The sequence below is a fragment of the Pseudomonas sp. S49 genome (genome assembly GCF_009866785.1).
GTDB lineage: Bacteria > Pseudomonadota > Gammaproteobacteria > Pseudomonadales > Pseudomonadaceae > Aquipseudomonas.
On sequence record NZ_CP019432.1, the window covers coordinates 2,741,527 to 2,756,186 of the forward strand.

14 protein-coding genes are annotated in these 14,660 nt (G+C 60.8%); 4 read left to right on the top strand and 10 right to left on the bottom strand.

Features of this window, described 5'->3' with window-relative positions; translation table 11 throughout:
• Positions 1 to 3 precede the first annotated feature (3 nt).
• Entirely contained in the window at positions 4 to 894 is an 891-nt protein-coding gene (locus PspS49_RS12270) for a LysR family transcriptional regulator (RefSeq protein WP_160039475.1), read from the bottom strand.
• 131 nt (positions 895 to 1,025) lie between these two features.
• Between PspS49_RS12270 and PspS49_RS12275 the strand changes: the two genes are divergently transcribed.
• Both PspS49_RS12275 and PspS49_RS12280 read left to right on the top strand, forming a co-directional pair.
• Complete coding sequence (locus PspS49_RS12275; RefSeq protein WP_160039477.1) at positions 1,026 to 1,856, top strand: oxidoreductase; 831 nt, start codon at positions 1,026 to 1,028, stop codon at positions 1,854 to 1,856.
• A gap of 132 nt (positions 1,857 to 1,988) precedes the next feature.
• Complete coding sequence (locus PspS49_RS12280) at positions 1,989 to 3,533, top strand: MFS transporter (protein ID WP_160039479.1); 1,545 nt, start codon at positions 1,989 to 1,991, stop codon at positions 3,531 to 3,533.
• 157 nt (positions 3,534 to 3,690) lie between these two features.
• Here the strand turns inward: PspS49_RS12280 and PspS49_RS12285 are convergent, their stop codons facing one another.
• Positions 3,691 to 5,082, bottom strand: coding sequence for an aldehyde dehydrogenase family protein (locus PspS49_RS12285; RefSeq protein WP_160039481.1), 1,392 nt, complete (start codon positions 5,080 to 5,082; stop codon positions 3,691 to 3,693).
• Between the two features lie 103 nt (positions 5,083 to 5,185).
• On the opposite strand from PspS49_RS12285, the gene PspS49_RS12290 reads away from it, so the two are divergent.
• Positions 5,186 to 6,064 carry a LysR family transcriptional regulator gene (locus tag PspS49_RS12290; protein WP_026000443.1) on the top strand — a complete coding sequence of 293 codons (879 nt, stop codon included), beginning with the start codon at positions 5,186 to 5,188 and terminating at the stop codon, positions 6,062 to 6,064.
• 41 nt (positions 6,065 to 6,105) lie between these two features.
• Here PspS49_RS12290 and PspS49_RS12295 read toward each other — a convergent pair whose 3' ends face one another.
• Positions 6,106 to 6,729, bottom strand: coding sequence for a glutathione S-transferase (locus tag PspS49_RS12295; protein WP_160039483.1), 624 nt, complete (start codon positions 6,727 to 6,729; stop codon positions 6,106 to 6,108).
• 100 nt (positions 6,730 to 6,829) lie between these two features.
• The gene (locus tag PspS49_RS12300) at positions 6,830 to 8,245 is read right to left on the bottom strand and encodes a cytosine permease (RefSeq protein ID WP_160039485.1); all 1,416 of its coding nucleotides are present in this window, start codon (positions 8,243 to 8,245) and stop codon (positions 6,830 to 6,832) included.
• A 235-nt stretch (positions 8,246 to 8,480) separates the two neighbouring features.
• Here PspS49_RS12300 and PspS49_RS12305 point away from each other — a divergent pair, with 235 nt between their 5' ends.
• Positions 8,481 to 9,392 carry a LysR family transcriptional regulator gene (locus tag PspS49_RS12305; RefSeq protein ID WP_160039487.1) on the top strand — a complete coding sequence of 304 codons (912 nt, stop codon included), beginning with the start codon at positions 8,481 to 8,483 and terminating at the stop codon, positions 9,390 to 9,392.
• Between the two features lie 18 nt (positions 9,393 to 9,410).
• Here PspS49_RS12305 and argE read toward each other — a convergent pair whose 3' ends face one another.
• The 6 genes from argE to PspS49_RS12335 form a co-directional block, all read right to left on the bottom strand.
• Positions 9,411 to 10,559, bottom strand: a complete 1,149-nt coding sequence (gene argE, locus PspS49_RS12310; RefSeq protein ID WP_160039489.1) for an acetylornithine deacetylase — start codon at positions 10,557 to 10,559, stop codon at positions 9,411 to 9,413.
• Positions 10,556 to 11,233 carry a DUF1028 domain-containing protein gene (locus PspS49_RS12315; protein WP_034152378.1) on the bottom strand — a complete coding sequence of 226 codons (678 nt, stop codon included), beginning with the start codon at positions 11,231 to 11,233 and terminating at the stop codon, positions 10,556 to 10,558. The genes argE and PspS49_RS12315 overlap by 4 nt, the downstream gene beginning before the upstream one ends.
• Positions 11,234 to 11,353: 120 nt before the next feature.
• Entirely contained in the window at positions 11,354 to 11,770 is a 417-nt protein-coding gene (locus tag PspS49_RS12320) for a RidA family protein (RefSeq protein WP_160039491.1), read from the bottom strand.
• 57 nt (positions 11,771 to 11,827) lie between these two features.
• Positions 11,828 to 13,147, bottom strand: coding sequence for an NAD(P)/FAD-dependent oxidoreductase (locus PspS49_RS12325; RefSeq protein WP_160039493.1), 1,320 nt, complete (start codon positions 13,145 to 13,147; stop codon positions 11,828 to 11,830).
• Positions 13,148 to 13,353: 206 nt separating this feature from the next.
• The gene (locus tag PspS49_RS12330) at positions 13,354 to 13,620 is read right to left on the bottom strand and encodes a DUF4880 domain-containing protein (protein WP_160039495.1); all 267 of its coding nucleotides are present in this window, start codon (positions 13,618 to 13,620) and stop codon (positions 13,354 to 13,356) included.
• A gap of 63 nt (positions 13,621 to 13,683) precedes the next feature.
• Positions 13,684 to 14,502, bottom strand: coding sequence for an alpha/beta hydrolase (locus PspS49_RS12335; RefSeq protein ID WP_160039497.1), 819 nt, complete (start codon positions 14,500 to 14,502; stop codon positions 13,684 to 13,686).
• Positions 14,503 to 14,660 lie beyond the last annotated feature (158 nt).

Consider the following 14,660-nt stretch of genomic DNA (forward strand, 5'->3'; position numbering starts at 1 on the left):
CACCTAACGCCGGTTGCGCACGAAGTCGACAAAGGCTTTGAGCGGTGCCGGCACATGGCGCCGGCTCGGGTAGTACAGGTGCAGGCCCGGATAGAACGGGCACCAGTCTGCCAGCACTTGCACCAGCCGCCCGCTGGCGAGGTGTTCGCTGACCATGTCTTCGAACACATAGGCCAGGCCCAGCCCTTGCAGCGCAGGGCCGACCATCAGGCTGACATCGCCGAGGGTCAGCGGGCCGTTTACCTCGAGTTCCTGGGCGATGCCGCCGCGTTCAAGTTCCCAGCGATACAGCGATCCGCTGGGAAAACGGTGGCGGATACACGGCAGTGCGTGCAGGTCCTCGGGCTTTTGCGGTGCCGTGTGGCGCTCGAAAAATGCCGGTGAACCGACCACCACCGAGCGCATTGTCGGGCCAATCGGCAGCGACACCATGTCGGCCTCCAGGCGATCGCCGAAGCGCACGCCGGCATCAAAGCCGCCCGCGACGATATCCAGCAGCGCATCGCTCTCGACCACTTCCAGGCGAATGTCCGGATATACCTGCAAAAACTCACTGGCAATCGGTAGCAGCACCAGCTCACAGGCTTGCCGCCCGCAGGTGATGCGCAGGTTGCCTGAGGGTTTATCGCGGAAATGGTTGAGGTCTTCCAGCGCATCGTCAATATCACGGAACGCCGGTTTCAACCGCGCATACAGACGCTCGCCAGCCTCGGTCAATGCCACGCTGCGGGTGGTGCGATTGAACAGGCGCACGCCGAGCCGGTTCTCCAGCGCTTTGACCGAATGGCTCAGGGCCGAGGGCGTGAGGCCGAGTTCGATAGCCGCTTTGCTGAAGTTCAAGTGCTGCGCGGTGTACAGAAAGACCGACAGATCGGCTGCCGAAGGTGATTTCATCTGTGAATACCTTTCACAAAGCCATGCAAAATTGTTGGGATTATCACATCAGTAGCACGGCCTTAAAGTCGCATCAACTCATCAAGAAGACCTGGCACCCTCGCCAAAGGTCGCAGACAGGAGGAGTTGAAATGCGTACCTGGTTTATTACTGGCGCTTCCCGTGGTTTTGGCACCCTCATCGCAGAACGCGCCTTGCGTGCCGGTGACGCTGTGATCGCTACCGCGCGCAACCCGCAAGACATCACCGATCGTCTCGGCGAGCAACCGAACCTGCTGGCGGTGCGCCTCGACGTCACCCGCGAGGACGAAGCGCATCAAGCGGTTGCTGAAGGGATCAAGCGGTTTGGCTGTATCGATGTGCTGATCAACAACGCCGGGTTTGGCGTACTGGGCGCGGTAGAAGAAACCAGCGCCAGCGAGACCGAGCGCCTGTTCGCCACCAACGTGTTCGGCCTGCTCAACGTCACCCGCGCCGTGCTGCCACACATGCGTGCACAACGCAGTGGCCGGGTAATCAACATCTCTTCGATTGGCGGCTATCAGGCGTACATGGGCTGGGGTGTCTACGGCGCGACCAAGTTCGCCGTCGAAGGCATTACCGAAGCGTTGCATCAGGAACTGGCACCCTTGGGCATTCAAGCCACGGTGGTCGAGCCGGGTTTCTTCCGCACCGATTTCCTTGATGAACAGTCGTTGATCAAAACGAAACTTGAACTGCCGGACTACGACGAAACCGTGGGCAAGATGCGAGTGTTCGCCGAAGCGGCCAATCATGCACAACCGGGTGATCCGCTGAAGTTTGCCGAAGCGATGCTGGCACTGGTCAATGCGCCGAACCCACCGCTGCGACTGGCATTGGGCAGTGACACGGTGGCGCGGATCGAGGCGAAGAATCGGCTGGTGGCGCAGGAGTTGGCTGATTGGAATGAGCTGGCGCTGTCCACCGACTTCGCCAACTGAACGCCTGAGCTGTGAGAGCGAGGTTGCTCGCTCTCATCTCTTTCGTGCGCAGACTTCGGTGGATTTTTCTGTGTATTTCGCGCCTTATTCGCTGCGTGACGCAGCTTTGTGATTTCTCAAAGGATGGAACGAATGATTTCTTTGACTCAGCCGCACGGAACGCGCGACAAGTTGCTCATACTCGCGGCCGTGTGCCTCTCGGCACTGGTCTTGCCGTTAAGTTTTACTGGCGGCGCGGTAGCGACACCGGCCATCGGCCGTGACTTGGGCGGCAGTCCGGTGGCGCTGACCTGGATCACCAATGCGTTCATGTTGTCGTTCGGCAGTTTGCTGATGGCCGCCGGCGCATTGGCTGACGTGTACGGACGCAAACGCCTGTTCACCTACGGCATGTTGCTGTTTACCGCCGCCTCGATCGCGCAGAGTCTGGCGCCTTCGGTGTTCTGGCTGGACGTGTTGCGTGCCGTTCAAGGTGTGGCGGGGGCAGCGGCGCTGGCCAGCGGTTCGGCGGCACTGGCGCAAGAGTTCGAGGGGCATGCCCGGACCCGGGCGTACAGCGTACTCGGCACGACGTTCGGCATCGGTCTGGCCTTCGGGCCGCTGGTGGCGGGCGCGCTGATCGAGGCGTTCAACTGGCGGGCGATTTTTGTCTTCACCGCGTTGATTGGAATCATCGCGTTGGTTTTCGGGGTGCCGCGTATGCGCGAAACCCGCGACCCGGATGCCAAAGGGCTGGACTGGCCGGGCACGCTGCTGTTCAGCGCAATGCTGGCGCTGTTCACGTTTGGCCTGATCCAGGCACCGGACAGTGGTTGGGACAGTCCGCAGGTGATCGGTTTGCTGGGCGCTTCGGCCGTGTTGCTGGCAGCTTTCGTGATCGTCGAAATGCGTGTCGAGCGGCCGATGCTCGATCTGACCCTGTTCCGTTATCCGCGATTCATTGGCGTGCAGATGCTGCCGATCGGCACTTGTTTCTGCTACATCGTGCTGGTGGTGATGTTGCCGCTGCGCTTTATCGGCGTTGAGGGCCTGAGCGAGATCGACGCCGGTCTGCTGTTGCTGGCGTTGTCGGCGCCGATGCTGGTGGTACCGATGCTAGCCGCATCGATGGCGCGCTTCGTTTCCGCCGGTATCTTGTCCGGTGCCGGCTTCCTGATTGCCGCCGTGGGCCTGCATTGGCTGAGCCTGTACAACGTCGGTGACGCGAAATTTGCGCTGGTGGTGCCGATGCTGCTGATCGGTATTGGCGCCGGTTTGCCGTGGGGGCTGATGGATGGATTGTCGGTCAGCGTCGTGCCGAAAGAACGCGCCGGCATGGCAGCGGGCATCTTCAGCACTGTGCGAGTGGCGGGAGAGGGCATTGCCTTGGCGATTGTCGCGGCACTGCTGGCGTCATTGCTCCACGCTGATCTGTCGAGTGCCGTGCACGCGCTGGCGGGCAGTGCCGAGGCGTCGCTGATTGCCGAGACCGCGCACCGGGTGACCACCGGCGATATGGCGCATGCGATCAACACCGTTCCGGGGCTGGCCAACGGACGTCTGGTAGAAGGGTACGCTGCGGCGTTTCAGTATCTGCTGCACATCCTGACGGTGATCACGCTGGTGTCGGCGGCGGTGGTGCTGGGGTTGTTGAGCAAGGATCGCAGCGTCGCAGCACCACAACAGGCTGCCGCATAAACCCACTGTGGGGGCGAGCCACCTATTTTCAATCTGTCTGCAAATCCCTGTGGGAGCGAGCCTGCTCGCGAAAGCGGTGAGTCAGACAATGCAGATGTTGACTGGACCGGCCTCATCGCGAGCAGGCGAAGGCCTACAGGGTTTTCCGGTGTGTGGATTATTTGCGATCCAGCCAAACGGTCTGGGCGTTGCAGAATTCGCGCACGCCGAAGTGCGACAGCTCACGACCGAAGCCGCTCTTCTTCACACCACCAAAGGTCACGCGCGGATCGCTGGCCGAGTAGCCGTTGATGAACACGCCGCCGGTGTCCAGTTCGCTGGTCAGTTGCTGGGCCAGTGCCACGTTGGCGGTGTAGATCGTCGCGGTCAGGCCGAATTCGCTGTCGTTGGCCAGGGCCACGGCATGCGCGCAATCGCGGGCGGTGATGATCGACGCGACCGGGCCGAACAGTTCCTGTTTGAACGAGGTCATGCGGTCGGTGACGTCGGCCAGCACGGTCGGTTCGTAGTAGTTGCCCGGGCCTTCGGACTTGCCGCCGCCGAGTAGCAGGGTCGCGCCTTCTTCCAGGGTGTCACGCACTTGCTGGTCGAGTTCATCACGCAGATCAAAACGCGCCATCGGGCCGATGTAGGTGTCGGCGGACAGCGGATCACCGACCTTCAACTTGCGCGTGGCTTCGACGAACTTGCGGGTGAATGCTTCGACCACGCCTTCTTCGATGATCAGACGCTTGGCCGCTGCGCAGACTTGCCCCGAGTTCTGATAGCGGCCGATGACTGCTGCCTGCACGGCTTCGTCGATATCCGCATCGTTGAGCACGATAAACGGATCGGAACCGCCCAGTTCCAGCACGCATTTCTTCAGTGCGGCACCGGCCTGAGCACCGATCGCCATACCGGCACGCACGCTGCCGGTCAGCGTCACGGCGGCAATGCGTGGGTCAGCGATGGCGGTGGAAACGCCTTCCGGGGTGACGTTGATCACTTCAAACACGCCTTCAGCGAAACCGGCGCGGGTAAAGGCATCGCGCAGCAGATAGGCGCTGCCCATCACGTTCGGCGCGTGCTTGAGCACGTAAGTGTTACCGGCAATCAGCGCCGGAACGGCACCGCGCAATACCTGCCAGATCGGGAAGTTCCACGGCATCACCGCGAGAATCGGGCCGAGCGGACGGTACTCGATGCGCGCCTTGCCACCTTCAACCTGCGTCGGCTCAGCGTCGAGCATCGCCGGGCCGTGTTCGGCGTACCACTCGCAGAGCTTGGCGCATTTCTCGATTTCACCACGGGCTTGAGCAATCGGCTTACCCATTTCCAGGGTGATCATTGTGGCCATGGCTTCGCTGGTTTCACGCAGCGCACCGGCGAGGGCGCTCAACAAACGCGAGCGATCCTGCAACGGCTTGCGCTTCCACTTGCCAAAGCCATAGGCAGCGCGGGTCATCGCGGCGTCGAGGGCGGCAGCGGATTCAAACGCGTAATGACCGATCTGCTCGCCGTTGGCGGGATTGATCGAGATGGCGTGGGTCTGGCTGGAAATCTGGCTCATGGCATCGTCCTGCAGGTTCGTCGGATGAGCCTAGAGTAGGGTGGTGTTTGTTTTCTGGAAACTGAATAATAAAGATCGTTTCTTTCACGATTGGAGAATGACTGTGGATCTGGTGCAGCTGGAAATCTTCAAAGCCGTTGCCGAACACGGCAGCATCAGCGCCGCCGCCGCGCAGATCCATCGCGTGCCGTCGAACCTGACCACGCGGATCAAGCAGCTTGAGCAGGATCTCGGGGTGGATCTGTTTATCCGCGAGAAAAGCCGTCTGCGTTTGTCACCGGCGGGATGGAGTTTTCTCGAATACGCGCGACGGATTCTCGATCTGGTGCAGGAGGCTCGGGCCACGGTGGCGGGGGAGGAGCCGCAGGGCGCATTTCCGTTAGGCTCGCTGGAAAGTACGGCGGCGGTGCGCATTCCCGAGTTGCTCGCGGCGTACAACCAGTTGCACCCGAAAGTCGATCTCGATCTGTCCACCGGACCGTCCGGCACGATGATCGATGGCGTGCTCTCCGGGCGCCTCGCCGCAGCGTTTGTCGACGGCCCGGTGCTGCATCCGACGCTGGAAGGCGTGCCGGCATTCGAGGAAGAAATGGTCATTATCGCGCCGCTCAATCACGCCCCCGTAAAACGTGCAGCGGATGTGAATGGCGAGAATATCTATGCCTTCCGCTCCAACTGTTCCTACCGTCACCACTTTGAAAAATGGTTCAGCACCGATGCCGCTGTGCCGGGCAAGATCTTCGAAATGGAGTCGTACCACGGCATGCTCGCCTGTGTCAGCGCCGGCGCCGGACTGGCGCTGATGCCGCGCAAAATGCTGCAGAGCATGCCCGGCAGCGCTACCGTCAGCGTCTGGCCGCTGGCGGCGGACTTTCGCTATCTGACCACGTGGCTGGTGTGGCGGCGGGGCACGGTGTCGCGCAGTCTGAGCATGTTTGTGCGGTTGCTGGAAGAGCGCGGGGTGGTGCGGGCTGAGGAGTAAATGCTGCACAACCGCTGCCCTTGGGCGCAGCGGTTTTTTCGTTATGGCGTGCCGTTGCGGCCGTACAGGCGATAGCCGTCGCGTTGCTGCAAACGGTCGTAGTAGGCACTGACGGCGGGCAAGTGTGGATGCTTGAGTGGTGTTTCGAACCAGCGGTTCACCGACAATCCGATGGGAATGTCCGCCAGTGAAAATGTCTCTCCGCTGACGTAGGCACCGGTCGACTCCAACTGTCGATCAAGGATCGCCATGTTCTTCGACCATTGCTCGATTCCGACGGCCAGCGCCGCGCTGTCCTGATGCTCCGGCGATTGCCGCACCAGCGACAAAAACGCATACGACCACGAGCGATTCAGCTCCGAAGCCTGCCAGTCGATCCACTGATCAATCCGCGCCCGAGCCATCGGCTCCGTCGGATAAAACTGCGCGCCGTCGTAGCGCGATACCAGATAACGAATGATCGTGTTCGACTCCCACAGCGTGAAATCACCGTCCTGAATCACCGGCACCATGGCGCAGGGATTCAGCGCGAGAAACGCCGCATCGTTGGTCGATTTGAACCCTGACCCCCAGTCTTCCCGCGTGAAGGGAATCTGCAATTCAGCGCATGTCCACAGCACTTTGCGCACGTTGATCGATGAGGCTTTACCGAGTATTCGCAGCATTGGATGTCCCTTTCCTCAGAGTCTTCAGACTTGAAGAAATACCATACCGAAATAAAGAAGGCCCGCACTAAGCGGGCCTTGGTTTTTCATCAAATCAATCTCACAGACTGCTCGCCAGTTTCCCGCCCATCATCCGCCGACGGTAGGACGTATCCCGATTCGCCAGCCAGAAGTACAACGGCGAGGTCACTAGCAGTCCCACCAGCCACGACAGATCCGCGCCGTTGATGTGTGCCGACACCGGGCCGACGTACAGCGGCGTGTTCATGAACGGGATCTGCACGGCGATGCCGATCGCGTAGGCCAGCAGCGCCTGCGGGTTGTAGCGGCCGTAGATGCCGCCATCGACCTGGAAGATCGACTGGATGTCGTACTGGCCTTTTTGGATTGCGTAGAAGTCGATCAGGTTGATCGCCGTCCACGGCACCAACACCACCAGCAACACCAGCACCATGTCGACGAAGTGGCCGATAAAGTCTTTCGAGGCGCCGACGGCGGCGAAGCAGCAAGCCAGCAACACAATGATCGAGATCACTGCGCGGCTCTTGGCGGTGGGGATCCAGCGGTAGGCGAAGGTCTGCACCAGGGTGATCAGCGACAGCACCGCGCCGTACAGGTTGAGAGCGTTGTGACTGATCACGCTGAGCAGGAACAGCACCAGCATCAGCGGGCCAATCGAGCCGGTGGCGAGTTTCACCGCGTCCATGGTGTCCATGCCCACCGGTGTCGCCAGCACGGCGACGGCACCGAAGATGAACGCCAGACTCGAGCCCAGCGCCGAACCCAGATACGTCGTCCAGAATGTCGACGAGACTTTTACGTCCGCCGGCAAGTAACGCGAATAGTCGGACACGTAAGGCGCAAACGCGATCTGCCACAACGCCGCCAGCGACACGGTGGCGAGCCAGCCGGACAGGTTGAAGCTGCCGCGAGTGAGGAAGTCATCGGTTTGAATGTGGGTGAAGATGTAGCCGAAGCCGACCACGATACCGATCCCTAACACCCAGGTGCCGATGCGGTTGAGCACGTGGATGAAGCGGTAGCCGATGATGCCGATGATCCCCGAACCGAGCGCACCAATGACGATGCCGACCGGCACTGGAACGCTGTCGACCACGCCATGCAGCGACTTGCCGGCGAGGACGATATTGGAAGCGAAGAAACCGATGTACATGACGCCGGCAATCAACACCACCAGCAGGGCGCCGAGAGAGCCGAACTGGGCGCGACTCTGGATCATCTGCGGGATGCCCATCTGCGGGCCTTGTGCCGAGTGCAGCGCCATCAGCACGCCGCCGACCAGATGGCCGACGAGAATCGCGACGATGCCCCAGACCAGATTCAAGTGGAACAACTGCACGCCCAGCGCACCGGTGACGATGGGCAACGGCGCGATGTTGCCGCCGAACCAGAGCGTGAACAGATCCCTGACCTTTCCGTGGCGATCTTCGGGGGGCACGTATCCTATCGTGTGTTTTTCAATCAGCGGAGCGGAGGATGCTGCAGGGGTAGCCATGACGAACTCCAAGGCAAGGATGAGTACGTGGACGTACTTCGGCGAGCGCCGGCACGGGCGGCGCATTTCTTGTTGAAGTGATCATGTGCAAAGCGTCGGGATAGATAAATTAGTAAGTTTGTTGCTTCAGACCTTAAAAAAAATATGCTTCGGATGGCGCGGGCGTCCGGTATGTTCAAACCTGATCGTGCGCCAGGGAAACAGGGCGAACACCCGCGCTCTTTTGGAGACTCACATGGCCGCCTACAACCTGCGCCAGCTCAAGTACTTCGTCACTACCGCCGACTGCGGCAGCGTCGCCGAGGCCTCGCGCAAGCTCTACATCGCGCAGCCGTCGGTATCGACCGCGATCAAACATCTGGAAGAAAGCTTTGGGGTGCAGTTATTTATCCGCCATCACGCCCAAGGGGTTTCCCTGACGCCGAGTGGCTCGCGCTTTTATCGCAAGGCGCTGGAACTGCTGCGGGTGGCCCATGAGTTCGAGCAGAACGCTTTGGCCGACAACGACGTGGTCGCGGGGCAGATCGATATCGGCTGTTTCGAAACCGTCGCGCCGCTGTATCTGCCGCGCCTGATCGCCGGGTTCAAGGCGCGTTGGCCGGGGGTGGAAATCCGCATTCGTGACGGTGAGCAACAGGAGTTGGTGCAAGCGCTGACCGCCGGCAGTATCGATGTGGCGATGATGTTCGAGCACGATCTGGACAGCACCATCGAAACCGCACCGCTGATGCCGCCGCAACAGCCTTATGCGTTGTTGCCGGCCAGCCATCGCTTCGCGCAACAGGCGAAAGTTTCGCTGCATGATCTGGTGCTGGAACCGATGATCCTGCTCGATGTAGTGCCGAGCCGCACCTATTTCGTGAGCATTTTCGAAGAGCGCGGGCTGGCGCCGAATATCGTCTTCAGCTCACCGTCGATCGAAATGGTGCGCGGCATGGTCGGCAACGGTTTCGGCTTTTCGATTCTGGTGACCAAACCGTTCAGCGACTACACCTACGACGGTCAGCAAGTCGTCTGTGTGCCGCTGGCGGAAAACGTCACCGGATCGGGATTGTCGGCGGCCTGGCTGCGCCGCGTGCAACTGACCAAACCGGCGCAGTTGTTTGTCGATCATTGCCGCGAGGAGTTGGCCCGACTGCACTCGTGAGTGCCGTCGAGCCGATAGTCAGAGGCTGATAAACGCCAGCATGCGCAGGAGCATTTCATCGCACGCCTGCAACTGTTCGAGGCTGACAAACTCGTCGGGTTTATGGCCCTGGTCCATGCTGCCGGGGCCGCAGACCACCGTGGGAATCCCCACCGCATCAAACAGACCGCCTTCAGTGCCAAACGCCACGGTGCCGAAATCCTTTGAACCGCAGAAGGCGGAAATCAACTCGGCAGCCTGGCTTTGCGCATCGGTGGCCAGCCCCGGATACGCCGACAAGGCGCTGAAGCGGATATCGCTTTGTGCACTGACGGCGCGCATACGCGGCAGTACTTCGCGCTCGGCATAGGCTTTCAGCGCCTCGGCAACCAGCGCCGGATCCTGCGAGGGCAGGGCGCGGATTTCGAAATCGAAACGGCATTCGGCAGGCACGATGTTCAAGGCTTTACCGCCGCTGATCACGCCGGTTTGCACCGTGCTGTAAGGCGGATCGAAGCGCGCATCGTGATGCTCCGGCGCTTTCAACTGCTGGCCGAGCCGGCCCAGTTCAGCGATCAGTTCGGCGGCGTATTCAATCGCGTTGACCCCGAGCGGCGCATAGGCCGAATGGCACGGATGGCCGTGCACATCGCAGCGCATCGCCAGTTTGCCCTTGTGACCAAGCACCGGTTTCAGCTCAGTCGGCTCGCCGATGATGCACAGCAACGGTTTGATCGGGCGTTGCTGCAAGACCTCAAGCAACGAGCGCACGCCGAGGCAGCCGACTTCTTCGTCATAAGACAGGGCAATATGCACCGGCAGGCGCAACGACGCCTGCACCAGCGCCGGCACCAATGCCAGCACGCAGGCGATATAGCCCTTCATGTCCGCGGTTCCGCGCCCGAAAACCTTGCCGTCGCGCTCGGTCAATTCGAACGGCGGCAGCGTCCACGGCTGGCCATCGACCGGCACCACATCGGTGTGCCCGGACAGCACAATGCCCGGTTGATCCACCGGGCCGATCGTGGCGAACAGGTTGGCTTTGCTGCGCTCATCGTTGTAGATCAGCGCGCACGGTACGTCGAAACCTTCGAGGTAATCGCGAACGAATTCGATCAGTTGCAAGTTGGATTCACGGCTGGTGGTATCGAACCCCACCAGCACTTTGAGCAACTCGACGCTGTTCATCGGTCATCACCGGCCACGCCATAACCCGGCGCCTTGGCCGGATCGAGGGCGCGGTCGATGTAGTCCTGAAGCTGCGGCTCGTAAGCGTTCCAGAGTTTTTGCAACTGACCGATCGGGTCTTCATCAGCCCAATCCACGCGCAGGTTGACGATCGGCCAGGTCTGTTCGCCGACCACCACGACCGCGGCCGAATGCACCGGGCCGGCTTCGCCACCGAGCGCTTGTGCGGCGTGCAGGGCTTTGAGCAGACGATCAGCGAGTTGACCTTCGCCGTCCTCAAAAGCACTGACCATCGCTTCGATCACCGAACGCCCGGCGAGCATGTTGCCGGCGGCGACGCACTGCTCGCCGGTGACGGCGTTGTGCACACCGAGGGTTTGCGCACCGCTGAAATGTGCGGTCTGGCCGAGGTGGTTGATCGCGGTGATCTGGCGGTACTGGCTGTAGCCGTTGCGGGTCAGGACTTTGTCCAGCGCATCATCGGGGGCCAGGCCTTGCTCCATCAGCGCAAGGACTTCCGGGCCGAGGGACGGCAGGGTGATGTTCTGGCTCGACACCGCGCCAACGCCTGGCAGCAGCCACGGGCAGCGGGCACCGACGGCGATGCTGGAGGAACTGATGGCGACCCCGAACTGGCCGGTTTCGGCGCAGCGAGCTGCGATTGAAAAGGTCATCTAATGAACTCCTTCTGTGTCTGGACTGGCCTCTTCGCGAGCAGGCTCGCTCCCACATTTGAAATGCATTCCATTGTGGGAGCGAGCCTGCTCGCGAAGGCCATAACGCGGTGAACCTGCTTACTCAGGAATCACCGCAATCACATCAATCTCCATCAGCCACTGCGGCTGCCCGAGCGCCGACACCACCAGCCCGGTGGAAATCGGGAACACGCCTTTGAGCCACTTGCCGACTTCGCCATACACCGCCTCGCGGTAACGCGGGTCGATCAGGTAGGTGGTGGTTTTGACGATGTGGCTCATGTCGCTGCCGGCTTCTTCGAGCAGTTGCTTGACGTTGCGCATGGCCTGTTCAGCCTGCGCACGCGGATCACCCAGACCGATCAGATTGCCGTTGAAATCAGTGCCGACCTGCCCACGGACATACACGGTGTTGCCTGCACGCACGGCCTGGCACAGGTCGTTGTCCAGCGTCTGGTTCGGGTAGGTGTCTTTGGTGTTGAACATGCGGATGCGAGTGTGGGTTGGCTTGCTCATGTGCAGCTCCTGAAAGAGGGGTTGCCCGGCGCAATCGGCGCCGGAGCGAAAAGGGCATCAAGCGTCGACGGTGTCAGCGGCCTTGTTGTGGGCGTTCGAATGCAGTGCGGCTTCACGCTGCTCGGCATCGCGATAGTCCAGATACTTGCGCTGGGTGGCGATGTGATCGGCGACGTGCTTGGCGTCGTGCCACACGCCCCAGATGAACGACGAACCGCGGCGCGACTGCCACGGCAAACCAAGGAAATACACGCCCGGCTCACTCGACACACCGCGCTGATGCACAGGCTTGCCCTTGTCGTCGAACGCCGCGACTTGCAGCCACGAGTAATCCACGGCAAACCCGGTGGCCCAGATGATCGAGGTGATGCCAGCCTTGGCCAGATCCAGATCGGCCAGTGGGTTTTTCACGCATTCAGGCTCAGGGTAGGTTTCGCGCGCTTGCGGTTCTTCCGGCAGATCCAGCCCGTTGCGCTCGATGTAGGCATCGGCGGCATCCAGCAGCGCGAGATAATTTTCGTCACCGCGATTGAGATTGCCGACCAGGTCCTGCTTGAAGGTCACCACGCCGTTATTGAACGACTCGGTAACGCCGACCAGGGTCATGCCGCGATGGGCCAGACCACGAAAATCAATGGTGCGCCCGCCATGGGCGCCGCTGACCGCGATGGTCACGTGCTCGCGTCCCGGTTTCATCGCCGCTTGATCCCACTCGCCGAGCACGCCCAGCCACCAGCAGAAATCACGATTGCGATAGGCGCGCGGTGGGCGGTCGTGGGCGCCAACCGACAGGTAAACCTGCTTGCCGGAACGTTGCAGTTCATCGGCGATCTGCACGCCGGAAGAACCGGCACCGACCACCAGCACGGCACCCGCCGGCAATTGCTGCGGGTTGCGATAGTCAGCGGAATGGATCTGTAACAGACGTGCGTCTTGGGGGGCAATCGCCGGGATCACCGGTTTCTGAAACGGTCCGGTAGCGGCGACCACACGGTTGGCTTCGATCACACCTTCGGACGTCTCGACAGTGAAACCCGGGCGACCGACATTGCGCACCACGCTTTTTACGTCCACGCCGGTACGGATCGGTGCATTGAATTTCTTTGCGTAGGCTTCAAAATAGTCGGCCACGCGTTCTTTCGGGGCGAAGCCGTCAGGGTCGACGTCATCGAATTCCAGGCCGGGAAAGCGGTCGTGCCACGCCGGGCCGTTGGCCACCAGCGAGTCCCAACGCCCGGTGCGCCAGCGTTCGGCAATGCGATTGCGCTCCAGCACCAGGTGCGGCACGCCGAGTTTGCTCAGGTGCTCGCTCATGGCGACGCCTGCCTGGCCGGCACCCACGATCAGCGTGTCTGTTTTTATTATTTCAGGGGTCATCTCTACATCCTTCCTAGCAAGGCAGTGGGATTCGGGCCGCTGTTGGCTTGTCCGTTTGGCTTGAGGTCAGACTAGGGAGAGGGGGGGTATCGGTAAAATATTATTAAGCTGGGATGTGAAGATAAAATTCTGATGCAGAGAGCCGAAAGCCTTTAACGATGCGGGCTACAGCTTTGCAGGCGGGAAGGGAGGGGTGAACCTGACTCTTAAATTTCACGCTTGTGTTGTGGCGCCAGCCCATGACCGGTGAGGAGTTTTTTCGCCGTCTCGGGCTCATCCGGCAATTGGCCGCTGAGATCCCAGATATCGAGCATTTTGGCGTACTCGAAAGCGTGGCGCGGGTCGCGCTCTATCCAGCGCTGGAAATCCTGGCGTACAGCCGGCGGACAATCGTCATCGTGCAGACGCATGCACCAATCGGCGGCTTGCAGAGAGAGGTCTTCGTCCATTTCGTTGCGGTCGGAAGGGGTCATTGAACGAGGGTAACAAAAAAGTCCGTCAAGCCGATGCCGACGGACTTTTTTAATGCCGAATTTTCAGCGTTTGAGAAACGCTAGCAAATCCTCATTCAATGCCTGCGCATGCGTCACCGCAAAGCCATGTGGCGCCCCGGCGTAAACCTTCAACTCGGCGCCTTTGATTTGTGCAGCAGCCTGTTTGCCGGTGGTTTCGAACGGCACGATCTGGTCGCCGTCGCCATGGATCACCAACGTCGGCACGTCGATTTTCGCCATGTCCGGACGGAAGTCGGTTTCCGAGAACGCGGTGACGCAATCCACGGTGCCTTTGAGCGACGCCAGCAGGGCGACGTTCAGCGTTTGCGTGAGCACGCCGTCGGAGACTTTCTGGCCCTGGTTGGTGCCGTAGAACGGCGCGGCGAAATCAGCGATGAACTGCGCACGATCTTGCAGCAAACCAGCCTTGATGCCATCGAACACGGCGGTATCGACGCCCTGTGGGAAGTCGGCTTTCTTGCCGAACAGCGGCGTCACCGCGCCCAACAACACCAGGCCGGCAACGCGCTCGCTGCCATGCCGGGCGATGTAGCGGCTGACGTCGCCACCACCCATCGAGAAGCCCACCAGTGTCACGTCGCGCAGGTCCAGGTGGTTGATCAGTTGCGCGATGTCGTCGGCGAAGGTGTCGTAGTCGTAACCGGTCCACGGCTGATCGGAACGGCCGAAACCACGGCGGTCGAAGGCGATGGTGCGGTAACCACGGCTGCTCAGGTATTCCATCTGGTATTCCCACATGTCGGCATCCAGCGGCCAGCCGTGGCTGAACAGCACGGGTTTACCGCTGCCCCAATCCTTGAAGTAAATCTCGGTGCCGTCTTGCGTGGTGAAAGTGCTCATGGAAACTCCTGCTTCAGGGTTCGCGATAGTGCCGAAATGGCGGTATTCACTATCAGCGCAAAGCGATCTGGCTACTTGTATGCAGGTGCTGGTTTTACGCCGGCACAGTCGTGGATCTGCTGCAGAGTTGTATGATGCAACCCAAAGCCACACGTTCG